Source organism: Acinetobacter rongchengensis (genome assembly GCF_003611475.1).
Classification (GTDB): Bacteria; Pseudomonadota; Gammaproteobacteria; order Pseudomonadales; family Moraxellaceae; genus Acinetobacter; species Acinetobacter rongchengensis.
Genome location: NZ_RAXT01000005.1, coordinates 117722 through 137978 on the forward strand (window position 1 = coordinate 117722; position 20257 = coordinate 137978).

Consider the following 20257-nt stretch of genomic DNA (forward strand, 5'->3'; position numbering starts at 1 on the left):
TTACTTTAAAAGAGTTAATTAAAGATAAATTATGAAAAAATTATATTTCATTCTAGGTTTGGTCATCATCTGCCTATCGGTGTATTTTTATTTGACCAACTCAGTGACTATGGAAAACATTGATCATTCTAATTCCCATACATCAACGGCTACAGTATTCGCGGATAACAATGAACATAGTGCAACAAAACCCGAGTCTACAGCAAAAGCTCCATTATTATCCTCAAATAAAACATCCAATGACTATTCATCTTTTCTACCGCAGGCGCAAACAGCGCTTAAATATCATCCACTGCTAAGCGGAACAGAACTACTAGAAAATTGGCAATTTACCAAGAATAAACAATTGATTATTGATTCTAATATCAAAGATACTTTTGATTATTTACTTGTTGTTTACCCACAAGTGGGTAAAACAGGTGTTATGGCGCTCGCTCAATATACACTACAAAACAAACAAGCCAGCCATAGTCTAAATACTCAACAAAAACAAGCCAATGAAGCTCTACTTTTAGATGCTTTAGAACGCTATATCAATTATCAAGCTCAGGCTGAACAGCAATCTAAACAAATCAATCTAGCCGATATGCAGAATACTGAACGCTTAGAACTGCTTAAGAATATCCGTAGACAATATTTAGGGCAGGATTTAGCACATGCGTTTTATCCAGAACAAGACCTATGACCAAACACAGCAACAAAATTAAAAGTGACTTATTTTCAACAATCGCTTTTATCTTTTTATTTTGGTGTTCATTTTCAACAATCAAATTAAAACTGTTTAAAATTAAGTATCACACCTTATCTTGAATCATCCATTACAAAAAAACCAGCTGAATTTGGACATTACATTCAGCTGGGTTGATTTCTCAACATTAATCATCTGTTGTAATACGATGTAATAATCCGTTCTCGACTTGATAAATTTGTCCATTTCCAAAATTAATCTGTTGTTTTTCGCCTTGTAAGTTTGGTAAGCCAACAATTTTCTCCAATTGTGCTGAACGCTGAAATTGTTGGGTTTTCGGATTATACATCCAATAAATATAGCGTTTATCTTCTATGGTACGACCTTGGGATAAGTCAGAGACAATGACATCATAATAACCGTCAAAGTTAATATCCATATAGCCCATACTGTTAGGGTAGGCACTAAATCCTGTTAAGCTTTGTACAACCTGATGATTATTTTTATTCAATACATCCACACGTTTCAACGTTTTCCCATAGGTACTATTCGCATCATCCTGACCATAAAACTTAAAAATAAACACAGGCTTATTCACAACTTTAAAAGCGGGTTCAAATTGTATTGCTTGTCCCACCACATTGGATTTATTTGATAATGTTGCTTTAAATATTCCTGTATTTGCATTCAATGTCCCCGATAGCTGCTCGCTATTGCTATTCATTTTAGTGTCTGCACTTACATCAACCGATTTCAAAACCAATTGATCACCTTTTTGCGAACCCTTAAATGTGGTAGACGAACCTGTCATTAAATCTGTGAGTGTTGCTCGTGGATTATCCACTCCAGCATACAAACTCATAAAATAACGACCTTCACTCGATTTAAGCATACGTTGCATTGAAACACGTACACCATTCAATGGTTTAAGTGTACTACTTGAACGCTCAATGGTTTCAGCAAAAGCAAAACATGACGTTAATAATGCAGTCATTGCGACGAAAAATTGAGTTTTCATGATTAAGTACGACATTCAAATGATCAATAATGTGTAATTTATCACAAAAAAGCCCACTCAAAAGAGTGGGCTTTTACAAGAAAACTAAAAATTAGTTCTTTTCTTTATCTACAATCTTGTTTGCTTGAATCCAAGGCATGAAAAAAGTGGAAAGCACTGCTTTCCACTTTTTGTAAGGCACGTAACCTTAGTTCTTTTCTTTGTCTACAATCTTGTTTGCTTGAATCCAAGGCATCATCGCACGTAACTTGTTACCTGTTACTTCGATACCATGTGCAGCATTTTGACGACGACGAGCAGTCATAGATGGGTAGTTCAACGCACCTTCTTGAATGAACATTTTCGCATATTCACCAGATTGAATACGTTTAAGCGCATTACGCATCGCTTCACGAGATTGCTCGTTAATCACTTCCGTACCTGTTACATATTCGCCATATTCAGCATTGTTAGATACAGAGTAGTTCATATCCGCAATACCGCCTTCGAACATTAAGTCCACGATCAATTTAAGTTCGTGTAAACATTCAAAGTAAGCCATTTCAGGCGCATAACCAGCTTCAACTAAAGTTTCGAAGCCCATTTTCACTAATTCTACTGCACCACCACAAAGAACTGCTTGCTCACCAAATAAGTCAGTTTCAGTTTCTTCACGGAAAGAAGTTTCGATAATACCTGTACGACCACCACCTACGCCAGAAGCATAAGAAAGTGCTACGTTACGTGCATTACCAGAAGCATCTTGATGAATAGCGATAAGATCTGGAACACCAGAACCACGTTGGTATTCAGAACGTACTGTATGACCAGGTGCTTTAGGCGCAACCATGATGACATCTAAGTCAGCGCGTGGAACAACTTGGTTATAAAGAATCGAGAAACCATGAGCAAATGCTAAAGTTGCACCTTGCTTGATGTTTGGCTCAATCACATCACGATAAAGTTGAGATTGGAATTCATCTGGAGTTAAGATCATTACTACATCAGCTTGCGCTACAGCAGCAGGAACTTCAGCAACTTTAAGACCAGAATTCTCAGCTTTCTTCCAAGAAGCAGAACCAGCACGTAAACCAACAGTTACGTCAACGCCTGAATCTTTAAGGTTAAGTGCATGCGCATGACCTTGTGAACCGTAGCCAATGATTGCTACTTTTTTAGATTGGATGATAGATAAGTCTGTGTCTTTATCGTAAAAAATTTGCATTGCTGTCTCCGCTAAAATGCTGTGTTTCCTCTTCTTATCCTGAAGATTTTTGTTTGGAATCTTCTAGTCTAAGTCCCTCTCCAATAGTCAGGAGAGGTTATACATGAGGGAATTAAAAATCAAATCATTAATAATTGGTTCAGATAAAACTACAGTGAAAGTACTTTTTCACCACGGGCAATACCTGATACGCCTGAACGTACAACTTCTAAAATTGTGTTCTCAGCCAGCGCATCGATAAAACCATCGATCTTCTCTGTTGTACCTGCAATTTGAATAGTATAAGTCGTCGGGGTTACATCGACGATTTGTGCACGGAAAATATCAGCTGTACGCTTAATTTCAGCACGTGCCGAACCTAATGCTTTCACTTTAATCAGCATCAGTTCACGTTCAATGTGTGCACCCTCTGACAAATCAACCACCTTTACAACTTCAACCAATTTATTGAGTTGTTTAGTAATTTGCTCAATTTTGTGCTCATTACCATAAGTCGTTAAAGTCAAACGCGACAATGTTGGATCTTCTGTTGGCGCAACATTCAGTGTTTCAATGTTGTAGTTACGCTGACTAAACAAACCAACTAAACGAGAAAGCGCACCAGCTTCGTTTTCAACGAGTACAGAAATAATATGTCTCATTCAGTACGCTCCCCTTTAGACAACCACATATCTTGCATAGATTGACCTGCAATAAGCATTGGATATACATGCTCGGTACGATCAACCATCACGTTAATGAATACACATTTATCATTAATTGCCATTGCTTCTTCAAGCTTAGATTCAAGCTCATCCGCATGGTCAATTTGAATACCGACATGACCATATGCTTCCATTAATTTTGAAAAATCAGGCAGTGACTCGATATAAGAACTTGAATGACGTCCTTCATAGTTCATATCTTGCCATTGTTTAACCATACCTAAAGCACGGTTATTTAAGCATAAAATTTTAACGTTCATGCCATATTGCTTACAGGTTGATAACTCTTGGATACACATCTGAATTGATGCTTCCCCTGTAATACACACCACCTGTTTTTCTGGGAATGCCAATTTAGCAGCCATCGCATAAGGTAAACCAACCCCCATCGTGCCTAAACCACCAGAATTGATCCATTGACGAGGATGTTTGTATTTGTAATACATCGCACCAAACATTTGATGCTGACCAACATCAGAAGTAATAATCGCTTCACCATTGGTAACTCGATCCAATGCCTCAACCACTTGTTGTGGTTTCATCACACCATCTGTACCAGGCTCATAACGCAAACCATGAACTTTACGCCATTCATTGATCTGCGCCCACCATGCAGCAATATCTTCAGGATTTGGTTTAGAAACATTCATTTGTTTCAATTGAACCAACATTTCTTGAAGTACAGGTTCAACTGCACCCACGATCGGAATATGTGCCATGATTGTTTTTGAAATCGTCGCAGGATCGATATCAATATGAATCACTTTTGCATTTGGGCAGAACTTCGCTGGATTATTGGTTACACGGTCATCAAAACGTGCACCCACTGCTAAAATAACGTCTGCATTATGCATCGTCATATTGGCTTCATAAGTACCATGCATACCCAGCATGCCAATGAATTGCTCATCATTACCAGGGAAACCACCTAAGCCCATGAGCGTATTGGTCACTGGATAATTTAATAAATGTGCTAATTCAGTTAATAAGCCTGAAGCATTACCTTGAACGACACCACCACCTGTATAAATAACAGGACGTTTCGCATGAATCAGTTCTTCAATTGCTTTACGAATTTGACCTGAATGACCTCTTTGAGGTGGCTGATAAGAGCGCATTTTCACTTTATCAGGATATTCGTAAGCAAATTTTTCAGCTGGATTGGTCGCATCTTTTGGAATATCAACAACAACTGGTCCAGGACGGCCAGAAGATGCAATATAGAATGCTTTTTTAATAATTGAAGGAATTTCACTCGCATGACGCACTTGGAAACTGTGTTTTACGATCGGACGAGAAATACCGACCATATCCGTTTCTTGGAACGCGTCTTCACCAATCAAATGTGATGCAACTTGACCAGACAAAATCACCATAGGGATTGAGTCCATATAAGCCGTTGCAATTGGTGTTACGGTATTTGTTGCCCCTGGTCCAGAAGTGACCAGTACCACGCCTGTTTTACCTGTGACACGTGAGTAAGCATCTGCCATATGACCAGCAGCTTGCTCATGACGTACGAGATAATGATTGATTTTATCTTGTTTAAATAGCGCATCATAAATATGTAATACTGCGCCGCCTGGATATCCAAAAACATGTTCAACGCCTTCGTCCGCCAATGCACGAACAAGCATTTCACCACCAGATAAAAGTTCCAACGTATTCACCCTAATCTTTTTTCCACAGCACTATGGGAGACATAGTCCGTGTTTTCATTCATTGATTGTGTGCTCTGTTATAGCACACATATTTAAAAGTTTTTGCAGCAATAAAAATAAAATCTTCACGCAACCGTTTGAGTTGTATGAATCACTGAAATATGTTGGGATAAACATTTTTCGGTTAGGTTCGTTTTCTCGGCTTAGAGAAAACGTTATTGCCTGCTTTGATATTTTTATTCGAAGGGTGATCGAATAAAACATCCGAAACTAAAGCAAGCATTTTTGTAGTTTTAGCGAACAAAGTCAAGGTTTCTCGTTGGGTTTTTATTGATTATTTACCATCCGCTTATTTTTAAAACTATTCCTTTTTTTTGAGTCATTTATAAATAAAATTTCAAACACTTATAAATCAATAAAATTTAGAGAGAATTATTTTAAAAAATACAAAATAGTATAAAATATAGACAAATCTTATAAAATTCACAGATGAGTCTAAAGCGATCCAATGTATATTAATGATCTGGATAATTTTAACTTTCTGTCTAGATAAAATTGACGTAAAGGTCTTTCACAATGAAACAAAAAAATGGTTTGACACATACGGTTCTCGCAATATTGGTTACAGCGGCATTAAGCATGACCATGACTTCAACCTATGCAAAACAATATTATAAATGGGTAGACAGTAAAGGCTCTACGCATTACACCACTACACCACCACCTAAAAGTGCACGCAGTAAAAGCAAAGTTGATACATACGGTTGGAATGGTAATTCAACAGCTGTAAAAACTGCACCCGCTCCTGCACAACCTGTAGCGACTCAACCGACAGCACCACAACCCGTTGCGAATGAACAAAATTCAGCACCAGTTGTCGATCAGCAAAAAGAAGCGAATGCTGCGTTACAAAATGCTCAACAAACACCTATAAATGCCGAAGACGCACGAAAATTGAATTAAAGTGTCAAAACAAGAAAACACTTTAATTTTTTCAGCTTTAAATCACACGCAAAATTCACTTTTTAGTGCATTTTGCGCTATGCTGTGCAACACAGTTTTTTAACCATTACGCTCAAAATACGTTTATGACTACTCATATTGACCCTGAATATCAAGCGAGCGCGATTGAACCTCAAGTCCAAAAAGACTGGGAAAATCGCAAATCATTTAAAGTTGCCGACACTGTAGAAGGTCCACGTCGTTATATCCTCTCGATGTTCCCATACCCAAGCGGCAAACTGCATATGGGTCATGTGCGTAACTATACCATTGGCGATGTGATCAGTCGTTTTCACCGCCTCAAAGGTGAAACAGTACTACAACCGATGGGTTGGGATGCATTTGGTCTACCTGCTGAAAATGCAGCGATTGCCCATCAAGTTGCTCCTGCAAAATGGACCTTTGAAAACATCGCTTATATGCGTGATCAATTAAAGAAACTTGGTCTTTCTGTCGATTGGGATCGTGAGTTTGCAACATGTACGCCCGAATATTATCACTGGGAGCAATGGTTATTCGTTCAACTGTATAAAAAAGGTCTGATTTACCGCAAACTTTCAACAGTGAACTGGGACCCTGTCGATCAAACCGTTCTTGCCAATGAGCAGGTTGAAAATGGTCGTGGTTGGCGTTCAGGTGCGTTGGTAGAAAAACGTGATATTCCAATGTATTACTTCCGCATCACAGATTATGCGCAAGAATTATTAGACGATTTAGATACATTAAAAGACGGCTGGCCTCAACAAGTCTTGACCATGCAACGCAACTGGATTGGTCGTTCTACAGGGATGGAAATTACTTTCCCTTCTGCGAACACTGAAATCTATGCAGATGGTTTAACCGTCTATACCACTCGTGCTGATACTTTAATGGGTGTGACTTATGTTGCGGTTGCAGCAGAACACCCTATGGCACTTAAAGCATCTGAAAATAATCCTGAACTTGCTGCATTTATTGAAGAATGTCGTATGGGTTCAGTTGCAGAAGCTGATTTAGCCACTGCTGAAAAGAAAGGCATGGCAACAGGCTTATTTGTGAAGCACCCAGTTACAGGTGAAGACTTGCCTGTTTGGATTGCCAACTATGTATTGATGTCATACGGTTCAGGTGCGGTGATGGCAGTTCCTGCACATGACGAACGTGATTTTGAATTTGCCAACAAATTCAATTTAGCAATCAAACAAGTGATTGATGCCAAAGGTGCCGATGATGCTGAATATTCAGCAACTGAGTGGCAAGAATGGTACGGTTCTAAAGATGGCAAACTGGTTAATTCTGGCGAATTTGACGGCTTGGCATTCCAGGCTGCATTTGATGCTTTCCTTGCAAAATTAGAACCACAAGCTTTGGCAAACGCTAAAGTTCAATTCCGTTTACGTGACTGGGGCGTTTCTCGTCAACGTTATTGGGGTTGTCCAATTCCAATGATCAATTGTGAAAAATGTGGTCAAGTACCTGTTCCTGAAGAACAACTTCCTGTTGTTCTTCCAACAGATGTAGTTCCAGATGGTTCAGGCAATCCGTTAAATAAAATGCCTGAATTCTATGAAACCCAGTGCCCTAGCTGTGGGGGTCATGCACGTCGTGAAACAGATACTTTGGATACCTTTGTAGAATCATCTTGGTATTACGCACGTTATGCATCTCCTGATTTTACGGGTGGCCTCGTTAAACCTGAAGCTGCGCAGACTTGGCTTCCTGTAAACCAATATATCGGTGGTGTAGAACATGCGATTCTGCATTTACTTTATGCACGCTTCTTCCACAAGTTAATGCGTGATGAAGGTGTGGTACAAGGCAACGAACCATTCACTAACCTTTTAACGCAAGGTATGGTTCTTGCTGATACTTTCTACCGTGAAGCAGATTCAGGCAAGAAAACTTGGTTTAACCCAGCAGATATCGAGTTAGAGAAAGACGAAAAAGGTCGTATTATCTCGGCAAAATACACAGGTGATGGCCAAGAAGTTGTGGTTGGCGGTCAAGAGAAGATGTCGAAGTCAAAAAATAATGGTATTGACCCTCAAGCCATTATTGATCAATACGGCGCAGATACTGCACGTGTGTTTATGATGTTTGCTGCGCCACCAGATCAGTCTCTTGAGTGGTCTGATGCAGGTGTTGAAGGTTCAAACCGTTTCTTAAAACGTGTATGGCGTTTAACCACAAGCTTCCTTGAAAAAGGCAACTCTGCTGCTGCAATTGACACTGCAAACTTGTCTACAGAAGCGCAAGACTTACGTCGTAAAACCCATGAAACCATTCAAAAAGTTGGTGATGACATTGAACGTCGTCATGCATTCAATACAGCGATTGCTGCATTGATGGAGTTATTGAATGCAAGTAATAAGTTTGATGCAAAAGATGACAATGATGTTGCTGTCGCACGTGAAGCAATTATAACGTTACTGACTTTGCTTGCTCCATTTGCACCGCATTTAAGTCAAACTTTATTGGCTGAGTTTGGTATTGATTTAACTACAGTGTTGTTCCCTACTGTGGATGAATCTGCTTTAACACGTAATACGCAAACTATTGTGGTTCAGGTGAATGGTAAACTTCGTGGCAAGTTAGAAGTGTCGGTAGATGCATCGAAAGATGAGTTATTGGCATTGGCTAAAGCATTACCTGAAGTTCAACAATTCTTGACTGGCCCAACCAAGAAAGAAATTGTCGTACCGAATAAATTAGTGAATTTGGTGGTTTAAAACGCTTTAAAGCTCCTTCTCCCTTTGGGAGAAGGTTGGGATGAGGGTTTTATTAAAAAATCAAAATACCTCTCCCTAGCCCTCTCCTACAAGGAGAGGGAACTTTTAAGGATTAAAACAAAACCCAAACAAAGCCCGTTGTCATTCAACGGGCTTTAATTCTAAAATGTCGTGAATTTTAAAAATTAAATATTCCATAAATTTTGGAATATCAAAGAGGACAAAGCATGCATTTAGTTCAACGTGTTGCCGCAGTTGTATTAACTTTGGGTCTAAGTGCGGGCTTAGTCGGTTGTGGTTTTCATTTAAAAGGAACCAATCCGCAAGCGACACCTTTGGTGTATACCAAATTAAACTTACAACTACCTAAAAACACAGAAGATCTTGAGAAAAAACTCAGCGTCTATTTAGCGGCTACAGGTGTACAGCTGAGTAATGCCAATGATGCGTATGTACTCCGTGTGCTTGATTACAAACCTATTCGTCACGAGTTAAATGGTAAATTGGTTGAAACTTTATTGCGTCTAAGCGTGACTTTCCAAATTGAAGATAGACAAGGTAATCCGATTACTGAACCTCGTACTTTAACTGCTTCACGTAGTTATCAATATGATGTTGCTACCGTGAATACCGATGACCAACAATATAATTATTTAAGCCAAATTTTAATTGATGATATTGCGCAACAAATGACTCGTCAAATTGCAGCGAATCGCTTACCAAAAGCAAAATCCACCAATATTCAACCTGCTGCACAATAAGCTTGATATGAAACTTGACTATTTACAAGCCTTAAAAAGAGTAGATGAAGCTCGTGGAGCTTGGATTTTATATGGTCAAGAACCATTGTTAGAACAAAATCTTTTAGATGCCTTCCGTAAAAGTTGGGCATCACATGAGATTGAAAGACAGCGTTATGATTTAAATAGTGTCGCAGACTGGAAAAATGTATTTAATGCATTGAACAGTTTGTCATTATTTTCACAAAATTTAGCTATTGAAGTACATGGCAATATCAAACCTGATGCCAATGGGCTGAAACAGCTTAAACAATATATTCAGCACAATGAACATAACTTGCTTTTGGTCGTGATGCCAAAACAAGATTCTGCGAGTTTAAAATCCAGCTTTTTTCAAACCGTAGAAGCCAATGGTGTTGTGGTTGCACTCACCGCAAATTATCCACAAGACCGTCAACGTATTTTGTCTATAGAAGCCGACCAATTGGGTGTGCAACTCAATCAAGATGCATGGACATGGTTAGAACAACACCATGAACATAATTTATTGGCGGCAAAAAATAGCCTCATGCGGGTCGCTGATACTTTTCCAGATCAAAAACAAATTGAAATTGAGCATTTACAACAATGCCTACAAGATCAATCTCGCTATAGTACGTTTGATTTGAGTGATGCATTACTTGCTGGAAACTTAGCATTATCGGTTAAGATTTTTCAGTACCTGATTGAGTCTGGCGAACCAAATAGTTTGATGCTGTGGACGATCAGTAAAGAAATGCGGCTATTGATGCAATTGTATGAACAACCGCAAAATGCGCTTCAAATCGGTATTTGGAAAACTAAAGTTTCTTCTTATCAACAAGCACTTAGACGTTTAAACCCACGTGCTTTTTTAAATTGGCCACAACTGCTTTTACGTATTGATGCTGCAATTAAAGGTTTAAGTAAGGAAAATCCTGAACATTTAATTCAACAATGTATTGCAGAATTGTGTGGAAAATCATTATTTATATACCCCTAAGCTTAAGTGTAATAGACACTTAAGCTTAATATATAAAATAATTCTCATTTCTATTTATTAAAAAAAATTCACGCTTTATCCTTAATTGATCATTATAATTTGATCAATTTTCACATCAGCCATTCATTCGCTATGCCAAAAATAAAACCTGCAAAAGCCATTCTAATAGCGGTCTGCCTTATTATTATTGCAACGATCTCTTGGTTTATATTTAAACCTAAAAATGAGCAGATTCAATATATTACATCAGAAGTTACACGTACTGATATTGAAAACTCAGTCCTCGCCACAGGGGACTTAGAAGCAACCAAGATGGTGAGTGTCGGTGCTCAGGTTTCAGGCCAAGTGAAAAAGATGTATGTGAAATTAGGTGATCAAGTCAAACAAGGTCAACTGATTGCACAAATTGATTCAGTCCGTCAGCAAAATGAGTTAAAAACCACTGAAGCCAATATCAAAAATCAACAAGCACAGTTGGCAACTAAACAAGCCACTTTAGCCAAAGCAGAAGCTGAATATAACCGTCAAAAGAATATGTTCGCTCAAGATGCGACCTCGAAAGCCGAATATGAAAGTGCTTTGGCTGCATTTAAAACTGCACAAGCAGATATTGCTGCAATGAATGCTCAAATTGAACAATCACGTTTAACGCAAGCCACAGCAAAAGAAGACTTGGGTTATACCCAAATCGTTGCACCAATGGATGGAACCGTGGTAGCGATTGTGACGGAAGAAGGTCAAACCGTAAATGCTAATCAAAGTGCACCAACCATTGTGAAATTGGCTAAATTGGACACCATGACCATTAAAGCACAGATTTCTGAAGCAGATGTCATGAAAGTCGAAGAAGGTCAAAAGGTTTATTTCACGACTTTAGGAGATAGCGAGAAAAAACGCTATGCCACGTTACGTCAAGTCGAGCCTGCACCCGAATCGATTAATACAGAAACCACGAGTAACACGTCATCATCCAGTACGGCGATTTACTACAATGCTTTATTTGATGTACCAAATGATGATGGCAAATTACGTATTGATATGACGGCTCAGGTTTACATCATCCTTGCAGAAGCAAAAAATGTGCTCACTGTCCCAGCCGCAGCATTACAAAGCTCAAATCGTACACAGCGTTCAGGCAATAAAAATTCGAGCACTACGGCGAATACAGCGCCATCGAACGGATCACAAAAAAATCAAAACAGTAAAAACAGTGCAAACCATAGTGATCGCCCAGAACGCTTAGAACTGACTGCAGATGAAAAAGCACTTGTAGACCAAGGCAAAGCATCTATCGCTGTGGTTCGTGTACTCCTAGAGGATAATACGACAAAACGCAAACAAGTTTTAGTTGGGTTAAATAACCGGGTGACTGCACAAATCATTCGAGGTTTAACTGAAGGTGAACAAGTCATCTTGGCTGATGGTTCAGATACTTCAAATGATGCTGCAAAGCGCAGTAACCGCAATGGACCAATGAGATTCTAAGCATGCAACAAAACAATCATCAGGTCGATCAGCCTCTTTTGGAGGTGAATAATCTGATCCGTGAGTTCCCTGCGGGTGAATCTACGATTCAGATTCTAAAAAGCATTCATTTAAAAATCTATGCTGGTGAATTGGTTGCCATTGTTGGTCAATCAGGCTCTGGTAAATCAACATTAATGAATATTTTAGGTTGCTTAGATCAAGCAACTTCAGGAAGTTATCAAGTCAATGGGCGAGAAACCCGTGAACTTGAACCTGATGAATTGGCACAGCTTCGTCGTGAGTATTTTGGCTTTATTTTCCAACGCTATCATTTACTTGGTGATTTAAATGCTGCGGGTAATGTTGAAGTCCCAGCAATTTATGCAGGCATGGATCCAACAGTACGTCAAAAGCGTGCACATGAAATATTGACTGATTTAGGGCTTGGGGAAAAAACTCAAAACCGCCCAAATCAGCTTTCAGGTGGTCAGCAACAACGTGTTTCGATTGCCCGTGCCTTGATGAATGGCGGTGATGTCATCCTTGCCGATGAGCCGACTGGTGCATTGGATAAAAATAGTGGTGTGGAAGTGATGCGTATTTTACGTGAGCTGAATGCCAAAGGTCACACCATTATTTTAGTCACCCATGATATGAATGTTGCTAAAAATGCGACACGTATTATTGAGATTAGTGATGGAAATATTATTTCTGACCGACCAAACACACCTGAATATGACCAAGAGATTGATGGCATTGTAGACAGCGAGTCAAAATCTAGCCGTAAAAAATCCTCTAAATGGCGTTCTGCATTAGATCGTTTTGCTGAGGCATTCCGTATGGCGTTATTGGCAATGAATGCGCATCGTATGCGTACATTCTTGACCATGCTCGGCATTATTATTGGAATAGCCTCTGTTGTTTCAGTCGTTGCATTAGGTAAGGGTTCGCAAAAGCAAATTCTTGAAAATATTAGCAGTTTAGGAACCAATACCATCACTGTATTTCAGGGGCGTGGCTTTGGTGATAATTCCAAAACAGCACAGTTTAAAACGCTCGTCCCTTCCGATGCAGATGCCCTGTCCGAGCAACCTTATGTCGAAGCCGTGAGCCCAACGGTAAACAGCAGTGTTACGGTTCGATTTAAAGAAGTTGAAGCTTCAGCGACAGTCAATGGTGTCAGTAATGACTTCTTCAATGTTAAGGGCTTAACCTTCGCCTCAGGGCAAGCGTTTGATAAGCAAAGTGTGACGCAACGTGCTCAAGATGTGGTGATTGATTCCAACACGAAAAAGACTTTCTTTAGTGATGGTACAGATCCTTTAGGGCAAGTGATTTTACTCGGCAGTGTGCCAAGCCGAATCATTGGCGTTGTGGATGCTCAACAAGGCATGATGGGAAATTCTGACAGCCTGAATGTCTATTTACCTTATTCAACCGTCATGAGCCGTATGTTAGGTCAAGCCAATGTACGCAGCATTATTGTCCGAGTAAAAGATGAATATCCGACCGCTGTTGCTGAGAATGCGATTCTGTCTTTGCTTGAACAGCGACATGGTGCTCAAGATGTATTTACGCAAAACTCTGACAGTATTCGTGAAACCATTGAACAAACCACACAGACCATGACTTTGCTAGTTTCAGCGATTGCTGTTATTTCACTGGTGGTTGGTGGTATTGGGGTTATGAATATCATGCTGGTTTCTGTGACTGAGCGTACTCAAGAAATTGGGGTACGTATGGCTGTGGGGGCACGTCAAAGTGATATTTTGCAACAATTCCTTATAGAAGCAATTTTAGTCTGTATTTTAGGTGGAATCTTGGGTGTTTTACTCTCTTTAGGGATCGGGCAAATCATTAGCCAAATCGCTAAGGGTTCTTTCCAGATGGCCTATTCAACGACTTCAATTATTGCCGCTTTCGTCTGCTCGACATTGATTGGTGTGGTGTTTGGATTTATCCCAGCACGTAATGCAGCCCAATTGAATCCTGTTGATGCGTTGTCTCGTGAATAGTCAAAGAATAAGGAAAATAAAATCATGCAAACCCATTTAACAAAACTTGCAACCGCCTTGATTCTTGGGAGTTCATTGGTCGGATGTGCTGCCGTAGTGAAAACGCCTTATGAAGCGCCATCTGTTCAAATGCCGAATAGCTTTGCCTATGACAAAGCGAAGTCTCAACAGATCCAAGCAGACTTGTATGCAGATCAGTGGTGGAATTTATTTGGTGACACTCAGCTCAACCAATTGGTGGATCAAGTCATTCAACGTAATGCTGATTTGGCTGTTGCTGGAATTAATTTACAAACTGCACGTTTAAAAGCAGGTTTAGCACGTGACCAACAGGGACCTCGTGTTAATTCAGGGGTTTCTACTGGGCATAGTTTTGATCTAAATTCAGGTGATGATTCTGCCAAAGGTCTATCATTAAGTGCAGGTGTGAGCTATGAAATAGACTTGTTTGGAAAATTGGCTCGTCAAACTGAAGCAGCCAAATGGGAGTCTTTAGCCACTGAGCAAGATTTGCAAGCCACTGGGCAAACTTTAGTTGGAACAACTGCAAATTTATATTGGCAATTGGGTTATTTAAATGAGCGCTATAGCGCAGCACAACAAAGTTTAGCTGCAACACAAAAAACCTATGAATTGGTTCGCACACAGTATCGAGCGGGAGCCGTCTCAGGTCTAGATTTAACACAGGCTGAGCAATCTGTGCAAAGTCAAAAAGCCAGTTTAAGTCAAATTGAACAGCAGTTGGTTGAAGCACGGACCGCATTGGCAGTGTTATTACAAATCCCTGTTCAGCAGTTGAATATTCAAGAACCTAAGCATTTGCCACGTATTCGTTTACCCAATATTGCGTCGGGTTTACCTGCGGATATTTTGTCTCGTCGTCCAGACTTGCGTGCTGCTGAATTACGTTTACGTGAGTCACTCGCCACTAAAGATGCAACCAAAGCCAGTTACTACCCTTCGATCAGTTTAACGGGTAATTTAGGCTCGACCAGTACCTCTTTGACCAATTTACTGAAAAACCCTGCGCTGACTTTAGGTGCAAGTTTGAGTTTACCTTTTCTTCAATACAATGATATGAAAAAAGATATTAAGATCAGTGAATTGGACTATGAAAAAGCAATTGTTCAATATCGTAATACGCTTTATCAAGCATTTGCTGATACTGAAAATGCGCTTTCAAACCGTACTGAATTAGACAAACAAGTGGCTTTTCAGCAAAAGAATTTAGAACTTGCTGAAAGAACGGAGCGTTTAACTGAAGTACGTTATCGTAATGGTGCAATTGCATTGAAAAACTTATTGGATGCACAGGAAACAACTCGAAATGCTCGAGTGTCTTTGGTTCAAACCAAGCAAAATCAATACAATGCTTATGTAACTTTGATGCAAGCTTTGGGTGGTAGTCCGATTAAGCAGCTGCCATAGTTCCTAAATTAAAAGCCCCGAAAGGGGTTTTTAATAATGTTATTAATCAAATAAAATCATTCAGTTTATAAAATACCAGTTATGTAGAAAAACTAACCTATAGTTATAGTTTATGTTATTTTCGTATTCAATATAATGTATGCACTTTAGAGTAAATTACTTCAATAATTTATATTTGAGATAAAAATATGATATCAAAAAAAATTCTTCTAACAATTTGCTTACTTAGCACCCTAAATTCAGGATGCGCAAAATCAGTAGATTCAAACAATAATGAAAATAGTATTAGCCAACAACAGCCTCATTCAGAGGATTTGGATGTTAATGATATTAGATCAAAAGCTGAAAAAGGAGACTCTGAATCACAATATAATATGGGTGTTATCTATACTGATGGCTATGAGGGTATTCAACCAAACATAGATGAAGCATTTAAATGGTATAAACTAGCAGCTGATCAAGGATATGCAAAAGCTAAATATAATTTAGCTATTCTTCTAAGTAGTGAGTCAGGTATTAAAAATGATTACGCTCAAGCAAAAAAGTTATTTGAAGATGCTGCTGCTTCAGGCGATATACCATCATTAAATGAACTCGGTAATTTTTATAAAGATGGAATAGGTGTACAAGAAAATTATGCACAAGCATTTGAATATTATTTAAAGGCAGCTAATGCCGGGTACGCTGCTGCTGAAAATAATATGGGTAATATGTATTTATATGGGCATGGAGTGCCACAAGATAAACTGAAAGCATCTCAATGGTATATAAAAGCTGCTGAACAAGATGAAGTTGATGCTCAATATAATTTAGGGCTTATGTATTTGTTAGGTGATGGTATAAAACAAGATTACTCACAAGCCTATAAGTGGTTTTTAGAAGCTGCAAATCAGGGTGATGATGGCGCACAATATCATTTAGGGAAAATGTATAAAGATGGTCTAGGTGTAGATCAAAATTTATCTATTTCAAGAACTTGGTTTGAAGAATCAGCAAAATCAGGAAATTCTTTAGCTGCGGAAGAAATAACTCATTTAAAATAAATATTTAAATTCAATATAAACTGACAGAAATAGAAATTTAATTTTCACACTTATGGATTTTTAATTAACTTTACTACACATATAACGTTTATGTTTTGAGGATATAAAACTTACATTCCAATAATCAACTAATTGGTTCAACGTTTGCCCTTCCCCAATACTAGAGTAATTATTATTACTGAATGGCGGAACTAGTTCAAGTTGGTTTAATTTACTATTACAATAGACATATGCCTGTTTATATTTACCTTTATAAGACCACCCTTTTTCTGCCAAAGGATTTTCTATTTTCCTTAAAAAATCCTGATCATCATCATCTGTTCTTTTTATTTGAAATATTATTCTATCAGCATTATATGATGAAAAATATTTTATATCTATATGTTTTGAGCTAAAAATATAATGAGCATCTTTCTCAAATTTACCAACTACAGAGTTATTATCAACAAATGATCGAACCTTAGCTCCATTACAATCAAGTGCAATACAAATAAATATCACTAAAAAAAATAATGATTTATTCACACAAATCATCCCCCCACTTATTATAACTATAAGAAATTATATCCACATTACTTTTTGTAACTTTAACTTTATTTCCTTTATAGTCTGTAGCATTAAATAATATTGGGCTAGCTATATTAATGCTATTTCTGACACCTAAACAATATGTATCGACACTGACTCCACTTCCTTTCAGTATCCATCCATCATCTCCCAACAACTTTATTATTTTCTTAGTCTCTATAGAGTTTGCTGGTAACTCTATATACGCTAATTGAACTTCTGCTCTATTTAATGAGTTAACAACTTCTAAATTTTCATCTAAAACAGTTTTCATTTTTTCTTCAAACGGGTATTTATCTGATGGTTCATCATGAATTTTATTACTACTACATCCCATTAAAGTGATAATAATGCATATACAAAAACTTAAACTTCTGATTTTCATATTTAATTCTTAATTAATCCTTTAATAGTCCATCCTTGAACTTCAATTCCATATCTAAAATTAAAACCTGCCTTAGGTGTACCTATACCCTCTTAGAAAACCTTCATTTTTTTAGTTTTAGAAGCAAAGTATACTTTTACTAATCACCCATAATCTTAGTAGTATCCATAACAATTAAACAAAAAAAAAATACTAAACCCAGATTATTTCTAAAGAATTTATTCACACAAATCATCTCCCCACTTATTATAGCTATAAGAAACAATATAGATACTATAGTTATTTATATTCAATCTTCTACCTTTAAGGTCATAGCTTCCACCCCAAATTGGAGTAATAATATTAATTCTATTATTCACACCTAAACAATAGGTATCTATACCTATTCCCTCCCCTTTAAAAGCCCATCCATCTTTCTCCAGTAAATTTATTACCTGCTTAATATTATTAGAGTTTTTAGGCAGCTCAAAAGAAGAATTCTGAACTTCTGCCTTATTTATAGAGTTTATGATTTCTAGATGATTACCAAGCAATTCCTTCATTTTTATTTCAAATAAATATTTATCTTTAGGCTGCTCAATAATCAAACCCACTGAGTAGATAACAAATAGAACTGCAACAATTAAAATACTAAATTTAGATAAATTACCCCAAAACCTATTCACAAAAATCACTCCCATTTTATTATGACTATAAGAAATTATATCTACGCTGGTTTCTATAGATTTAACTTTATCGTGCCTCATGCTTGAATTTCCAAAGTATTGAGGCTCTTTTATTACTAAGCTTTTTTAATGGAATTTATTACAATAAAATCTAAAAAAGTCCTCAATGACACATTTTTTCATCAAAAGGTATAACAACAAGCTCTTCACCTTTCATATTTACATACTTATACTCATAAGTAATTTCAGAATTTAATAAACCTTTAATAGATTTACAGATTTCATCTTTTTTAGGGGATGAATAATAATAATTTTTCATAGCTTCCTTCTGTTGACCACCAAGCGAACTTGATGAAATCTTATAAATATAAATTAATTTATTATCTACAAAATCAATATCAACCCAGACTGTATAGTAATCAACTTGAATAGGTAGTTTGCTTCTTTGCTCCTCAACAAAATCTAAAATATAACTCACTTCTTCATTATTTTCTAATTCTTCTTTACTATTTGAATTAATATCTAAAATTTTAATACACCCTATTAAAGAAATCGATACTAATAATAAAAAAGCAACCTTACGAATAAAAAAAATTGATACCATACTAGACCTTCAACTAAAGTCACACACAATTAATTTAAAAACCATCACAAGTATCAACACTATAAAATATTAAAATCACTCTAGCTAAAATTTCACTAAAATTACTACTTTCACCAATGGAATCCAACATTAAAAATGAAACATCCCATAGTGATAAAATTAATAAAGAAGTATTCACAATAATTTAGCTTTTTATTAAAGGTAATTATTTGACTTATTTAGCTATCGAATTATTTAAAAATAAATTAAGAATTTTTATCTATTATACTTTGTGCTTCATTATTTCCTAGTTGGGCTGAGCGTTTAAACCACATAATCGCATTTTCATCATCTTTTTTTACTCCACTTCCTTCTTGATACATTTTACCTAAGTTAAGTTGAGCTTGTGAGTCACCTTGTTCAGCAGCTTTAGTATACCACTTTACAGCTTCTGTTAAATTTTTTTCTATTTCATTGCCACTTTCATACATTCCCGCTAATATGAATTGAGCATCAACATCCCCCTGTTCAGCAGAAGCTTTATATAATTCATATGCTTTTTGAAAATTCCTCTCAACACCATAACCATTCAAGTACATATCTGCTAAATTTACATTAGCAAGGACATATCCTTGACTTGCAGACTTATTATACAATTCAAATGCTTTTTTATAATCTTTTATTCCATTTACGCTACCGTTCCTATATAAATTACCTAGATTGTTTTGGGCTTCTTTATTACCTAAATCTGCTGATTTAGTATACCAATAAAGTGCTTTTTCTATATTTGGCTCAACAACGCCCTCACCATCAGTATAAATTACTCCCAAATTATATTGTGCTTCTGCATCACCTTGAATTGCTGCCTTCTCAAACCATTTGAATGCTAATTCAGGATTTGGCACAACATCTTTCCCAATAGTGTACATAACACCTAAATTATATTGGGCTTCTTTATCTCCATTATTTGCTTTGACTTGAATTTCTTTAATCGTATCATTTTTTTGATAATTTTCAGAAGACTTAGTACACGAAGAAATTAAAATACTGCAAATAAAAACTACAAATAAAAAAATATTTTTCATTGTTTACTCTCAATTTAATATAGTTAAATTAGAATAATCCTTGGCCAAACAAATCAAGAGGATGATACCCTTGTTTACTAGGAAATTCTTTTAATTCTCTTTGGCATTAGCCCATTGACCTGCTAACCCCATCAGATCCACTCTTTGATCGCCAAAGCTGTTCCCCATGTATCCTGTGTCATTTCCCATACACATTCGCCCAACTCATTACTTAAACTGTGCGGGGTACCCACTTGATCACAGTGGTAAAATGCGACACGCTCTAACTCAGCC

General features: G+C 37.3%; 18 protein-coding genes and 1 pseudogene. 9 read left to right on the forward strand and 10 right to left on the reverse strand.

The window, feature by feature from the left end; genetic code table 11:
• Positions 1 to 31 precede the first annotated feature (31 nt).
• Positions 32 to 685 carry a hypothetical protein gene (locus D7V20_RS04880; protein ID WP_120383205.1) on the forward strand — a complete coding sequence of 218 codons (654 nt, stop codon included), beginning with the start codon at positions 32 to 34 and terminating at the stop codon, positions 683 to 685.
• 190 nt (positions 686 to 875) lie between these two features.
• On the opposite strand, the gene D7V20_RS04885 is transcribed toward D7V20_RS04880, so the two are convergent.
• The 4 genes from D7V20_RS04885 to D7V20_RS04900 all read right to left on the reverse strand — a co-directional run bounded on the left by D7V20_RS04885 (position 876) and on the right by D7V20_RS04900 (position 5275).
• On the reverse strand, positions 876 to 1706 hold the full coding sequence (locus D7V20_RS04885; RefSeq protein WP_120383225.1) for an XAC2610-related protein: 831 nt from the start codon (positions 1704 to 1706) through the stop codon (positions 876 to 878).
• A 187-nt stretch (positions 1707 to 1893) separates the two neighbouring features.
• Positions 1894 to 2910, reverse strand: coding sequence for a ketol-acid reductoisomerase (gene ilvC, locus D7V20_RS04890; protein WP_120383206.1), 1017 nt, complete (start codon positions 2908 to 2910; stop codon positions 1894 to 1896).
• Positions 2911 to 3059: 149 nt separating this feature from the next.
• On the reverse strand, positions 3060 to 3551 hold the full coding sequence (gene ilvN, locus D7V20_RS04895) for an acetolactate synthase small subunit (protein ID WP_010112732.1): 492 nt from the start codon (positions 3549 to 3551) through the stop codon (positions 3060 to 3062).
• Positions 3548 to 5275, reverse strand: coding sequence for an acetolactate synthase 3 large subunit (locus D7V20_RS04900; protein WP_120383207.1), 1728 nt, complete (start codon positions 5273 to 5275; stop codon positions 3548 to 3550). The genes ilvN and D7V20_RS04900 overlap by 4 nt, the downstream gene beginning before the upstream one ends.
• A 576-nt stretch (positions 5276 to 5851) precedes the next feature.
• On the opposite strand from D7V20_RS04900, the gene D7V20_RS04905 reads away from it, so the two are divergent.
• From D7V20_RS04905 to D7V20_RS04940, 8 genes are all read left to right on the forward strand, one after another.
• Positions 5852 to 6238, forward strand: a complete 387-nt coding sequence (locus tag D7V20_RS04905; RefSeq protein WP_120383208.1) for a DUF4124 domain-containing protein — start codon at positions 5852 to 5854, stop codon at positions 6236 to 6238.
• 125 nt (positions 6239 to 6363) lie between these two features.
• Positions 6364 to 8985, forward strand: coding sequence for a leucine--tRNA ligase (gene leuS / locus D7V20_RS04910; RefSeq protein ID WP_120383209.1), 2622 nt, complete (start codon positions 6364 to 6366; stop codon positions 8983 to 8985).
• Positions 8986 to 9212: 227 nt separating this feature from the next.
• Positions 9213 to 9746, forward strand: a complete 534-nt coding sequence (locus D7V20_RS04915) for an LPS-assembly lipoprotein LptE (RefSeq protein ID WP_120383210.1) — start codon at positions 9213 to 9215, stop codon at positions 9744 to 9746.
• Between the two features lie 7 nt (positions 9747 to 9753).
• Entirely contained in the window at positions 9754 to 10746 is a 993-nt protein-coding gene (holA, locus tag D7V20_RS04920) for a DNA polymerase III subunit delta (RefSeq protein WP_120383211.1), read from the forward strand.
• A gap of 132 nt (positions 10747 to 10878) precedes the next feature.
• Entirely contained in the window at positions 10879 to 12231 is a 1353-nt protein-coding gene (locus D7V20_RS04925) for an efflux RND transporter periplasmic adaptor subunit (protein WP_120383212.1), read from the forward strand.
• Positions 12232 to 12233: 2 nt separating this feature from the next.
• On the forward strand, positions 12234 to 14228 hold the full coding sequence (locus D7V20_RS04930; RefSeq protein ID WP_120383213.1) for a MacB family efflux pump subunit: 1995 nt from the start codon (positions 12234 to 12236) through the stop codon (positions 14226 to 14228).
• 24 nt (positions 14229 to 14252) lie between these two features.
• Positions 14253 to 15656: an efflux transporter outer membrane subunit gene (locus D7V20_RS04935; RefSeq protein ID WP_120383214.1), complete on the forward strand. Its 1404-nt coding sequence runs from the start codon at positions 14253 to 14255 to the stop codon at positions 15654 to 15656.
• A gap of 188 nt (positions 15657 to 15844) precedes the next feature.
• Complete coding sequence (locus D7V20_RS04940) at positions 15845 to 16699, forward strand: tetratricopeptide repeat protein (RefSeq protein WP_120383215.1); 855 nt, start codon at positions 15845 to 15847, stop codon at positions 16697 to 16699.
• 60 nt (positions 16700 to 16759) lie between these two features.
• Here D7V20_RS04940 and D7V20_RS04945 read toward each other — a convergent pair whose 3' ends face one another.
• From D7V20_RS04945 to D7V20_RS20285, 6 genes and pseudogenes are all read right to left on the reverse strand, one after another.
• Positions 16760 to 17224: a hypothetical protein gene (locus D7V20_RS04945; RefSeq protein ID WP_235831597.1), complete on the reverse strand. Its 465-nt coding sequence runs from the start codon at positions 17222 to 17224 to the stop codon at positions 16760 to 16762.
• Positions 17217 to 17651: a hypothetical protein gene (locus D7V20_RS04950; RefSeq protein ID WP_120383217.1), complete on the reverse strand. Its 435-nt coding sequence runs from the start codon at positions 17649 to 17651 to the stop codon at positions 17217 to 17219. Before D7V20_RS04950 ends, D7V20_RS04945 begins: the two co-directional genes overlap by 8 nt.
• Before the next feature lie 218 nt (positions 17652 to 17869).
• On the reverse strand, positions 17870 to 18331 hold the full coding sequence (locus D7V20_RS04955; protein WP_120383226.1) for a hypothetical protein: 462 nt from the start codon (positions 18329 to 18331) through the stop codon (positions 17870 to 17872).
• Between the two features lie 148 nt (positions 18332 to 18479).
• Complete coding sequence (locus tag D7V20_RS04960; RefSeq protein WP_120383218.1) at positions 18480 to 18920, reverse strand: hypothetical protein; 441 nt, start codon at positions 18918 to 18920, stop codon at positions 18480 to 18482.
• Between the two features lie 245 nt (positions 18921 to 19165).
• Positions 19166 to 19984, reverse strand: a complete 819-nt coding sequence (locus D7V20_RS04965) for a tetratricopeptide repeat protein (protein WP_120383219.1) — start codon at positions 19982 to 19984, stop codon at positions 19166 to 19168.
• Between the two features lie 143 nt (positions 19985 to 20127).
• Positions 20128 to 20257, reverse strand: a pseudogene (locus D7V20_RS20285) (RHS domain-containing protein); the annotation flags it as partial.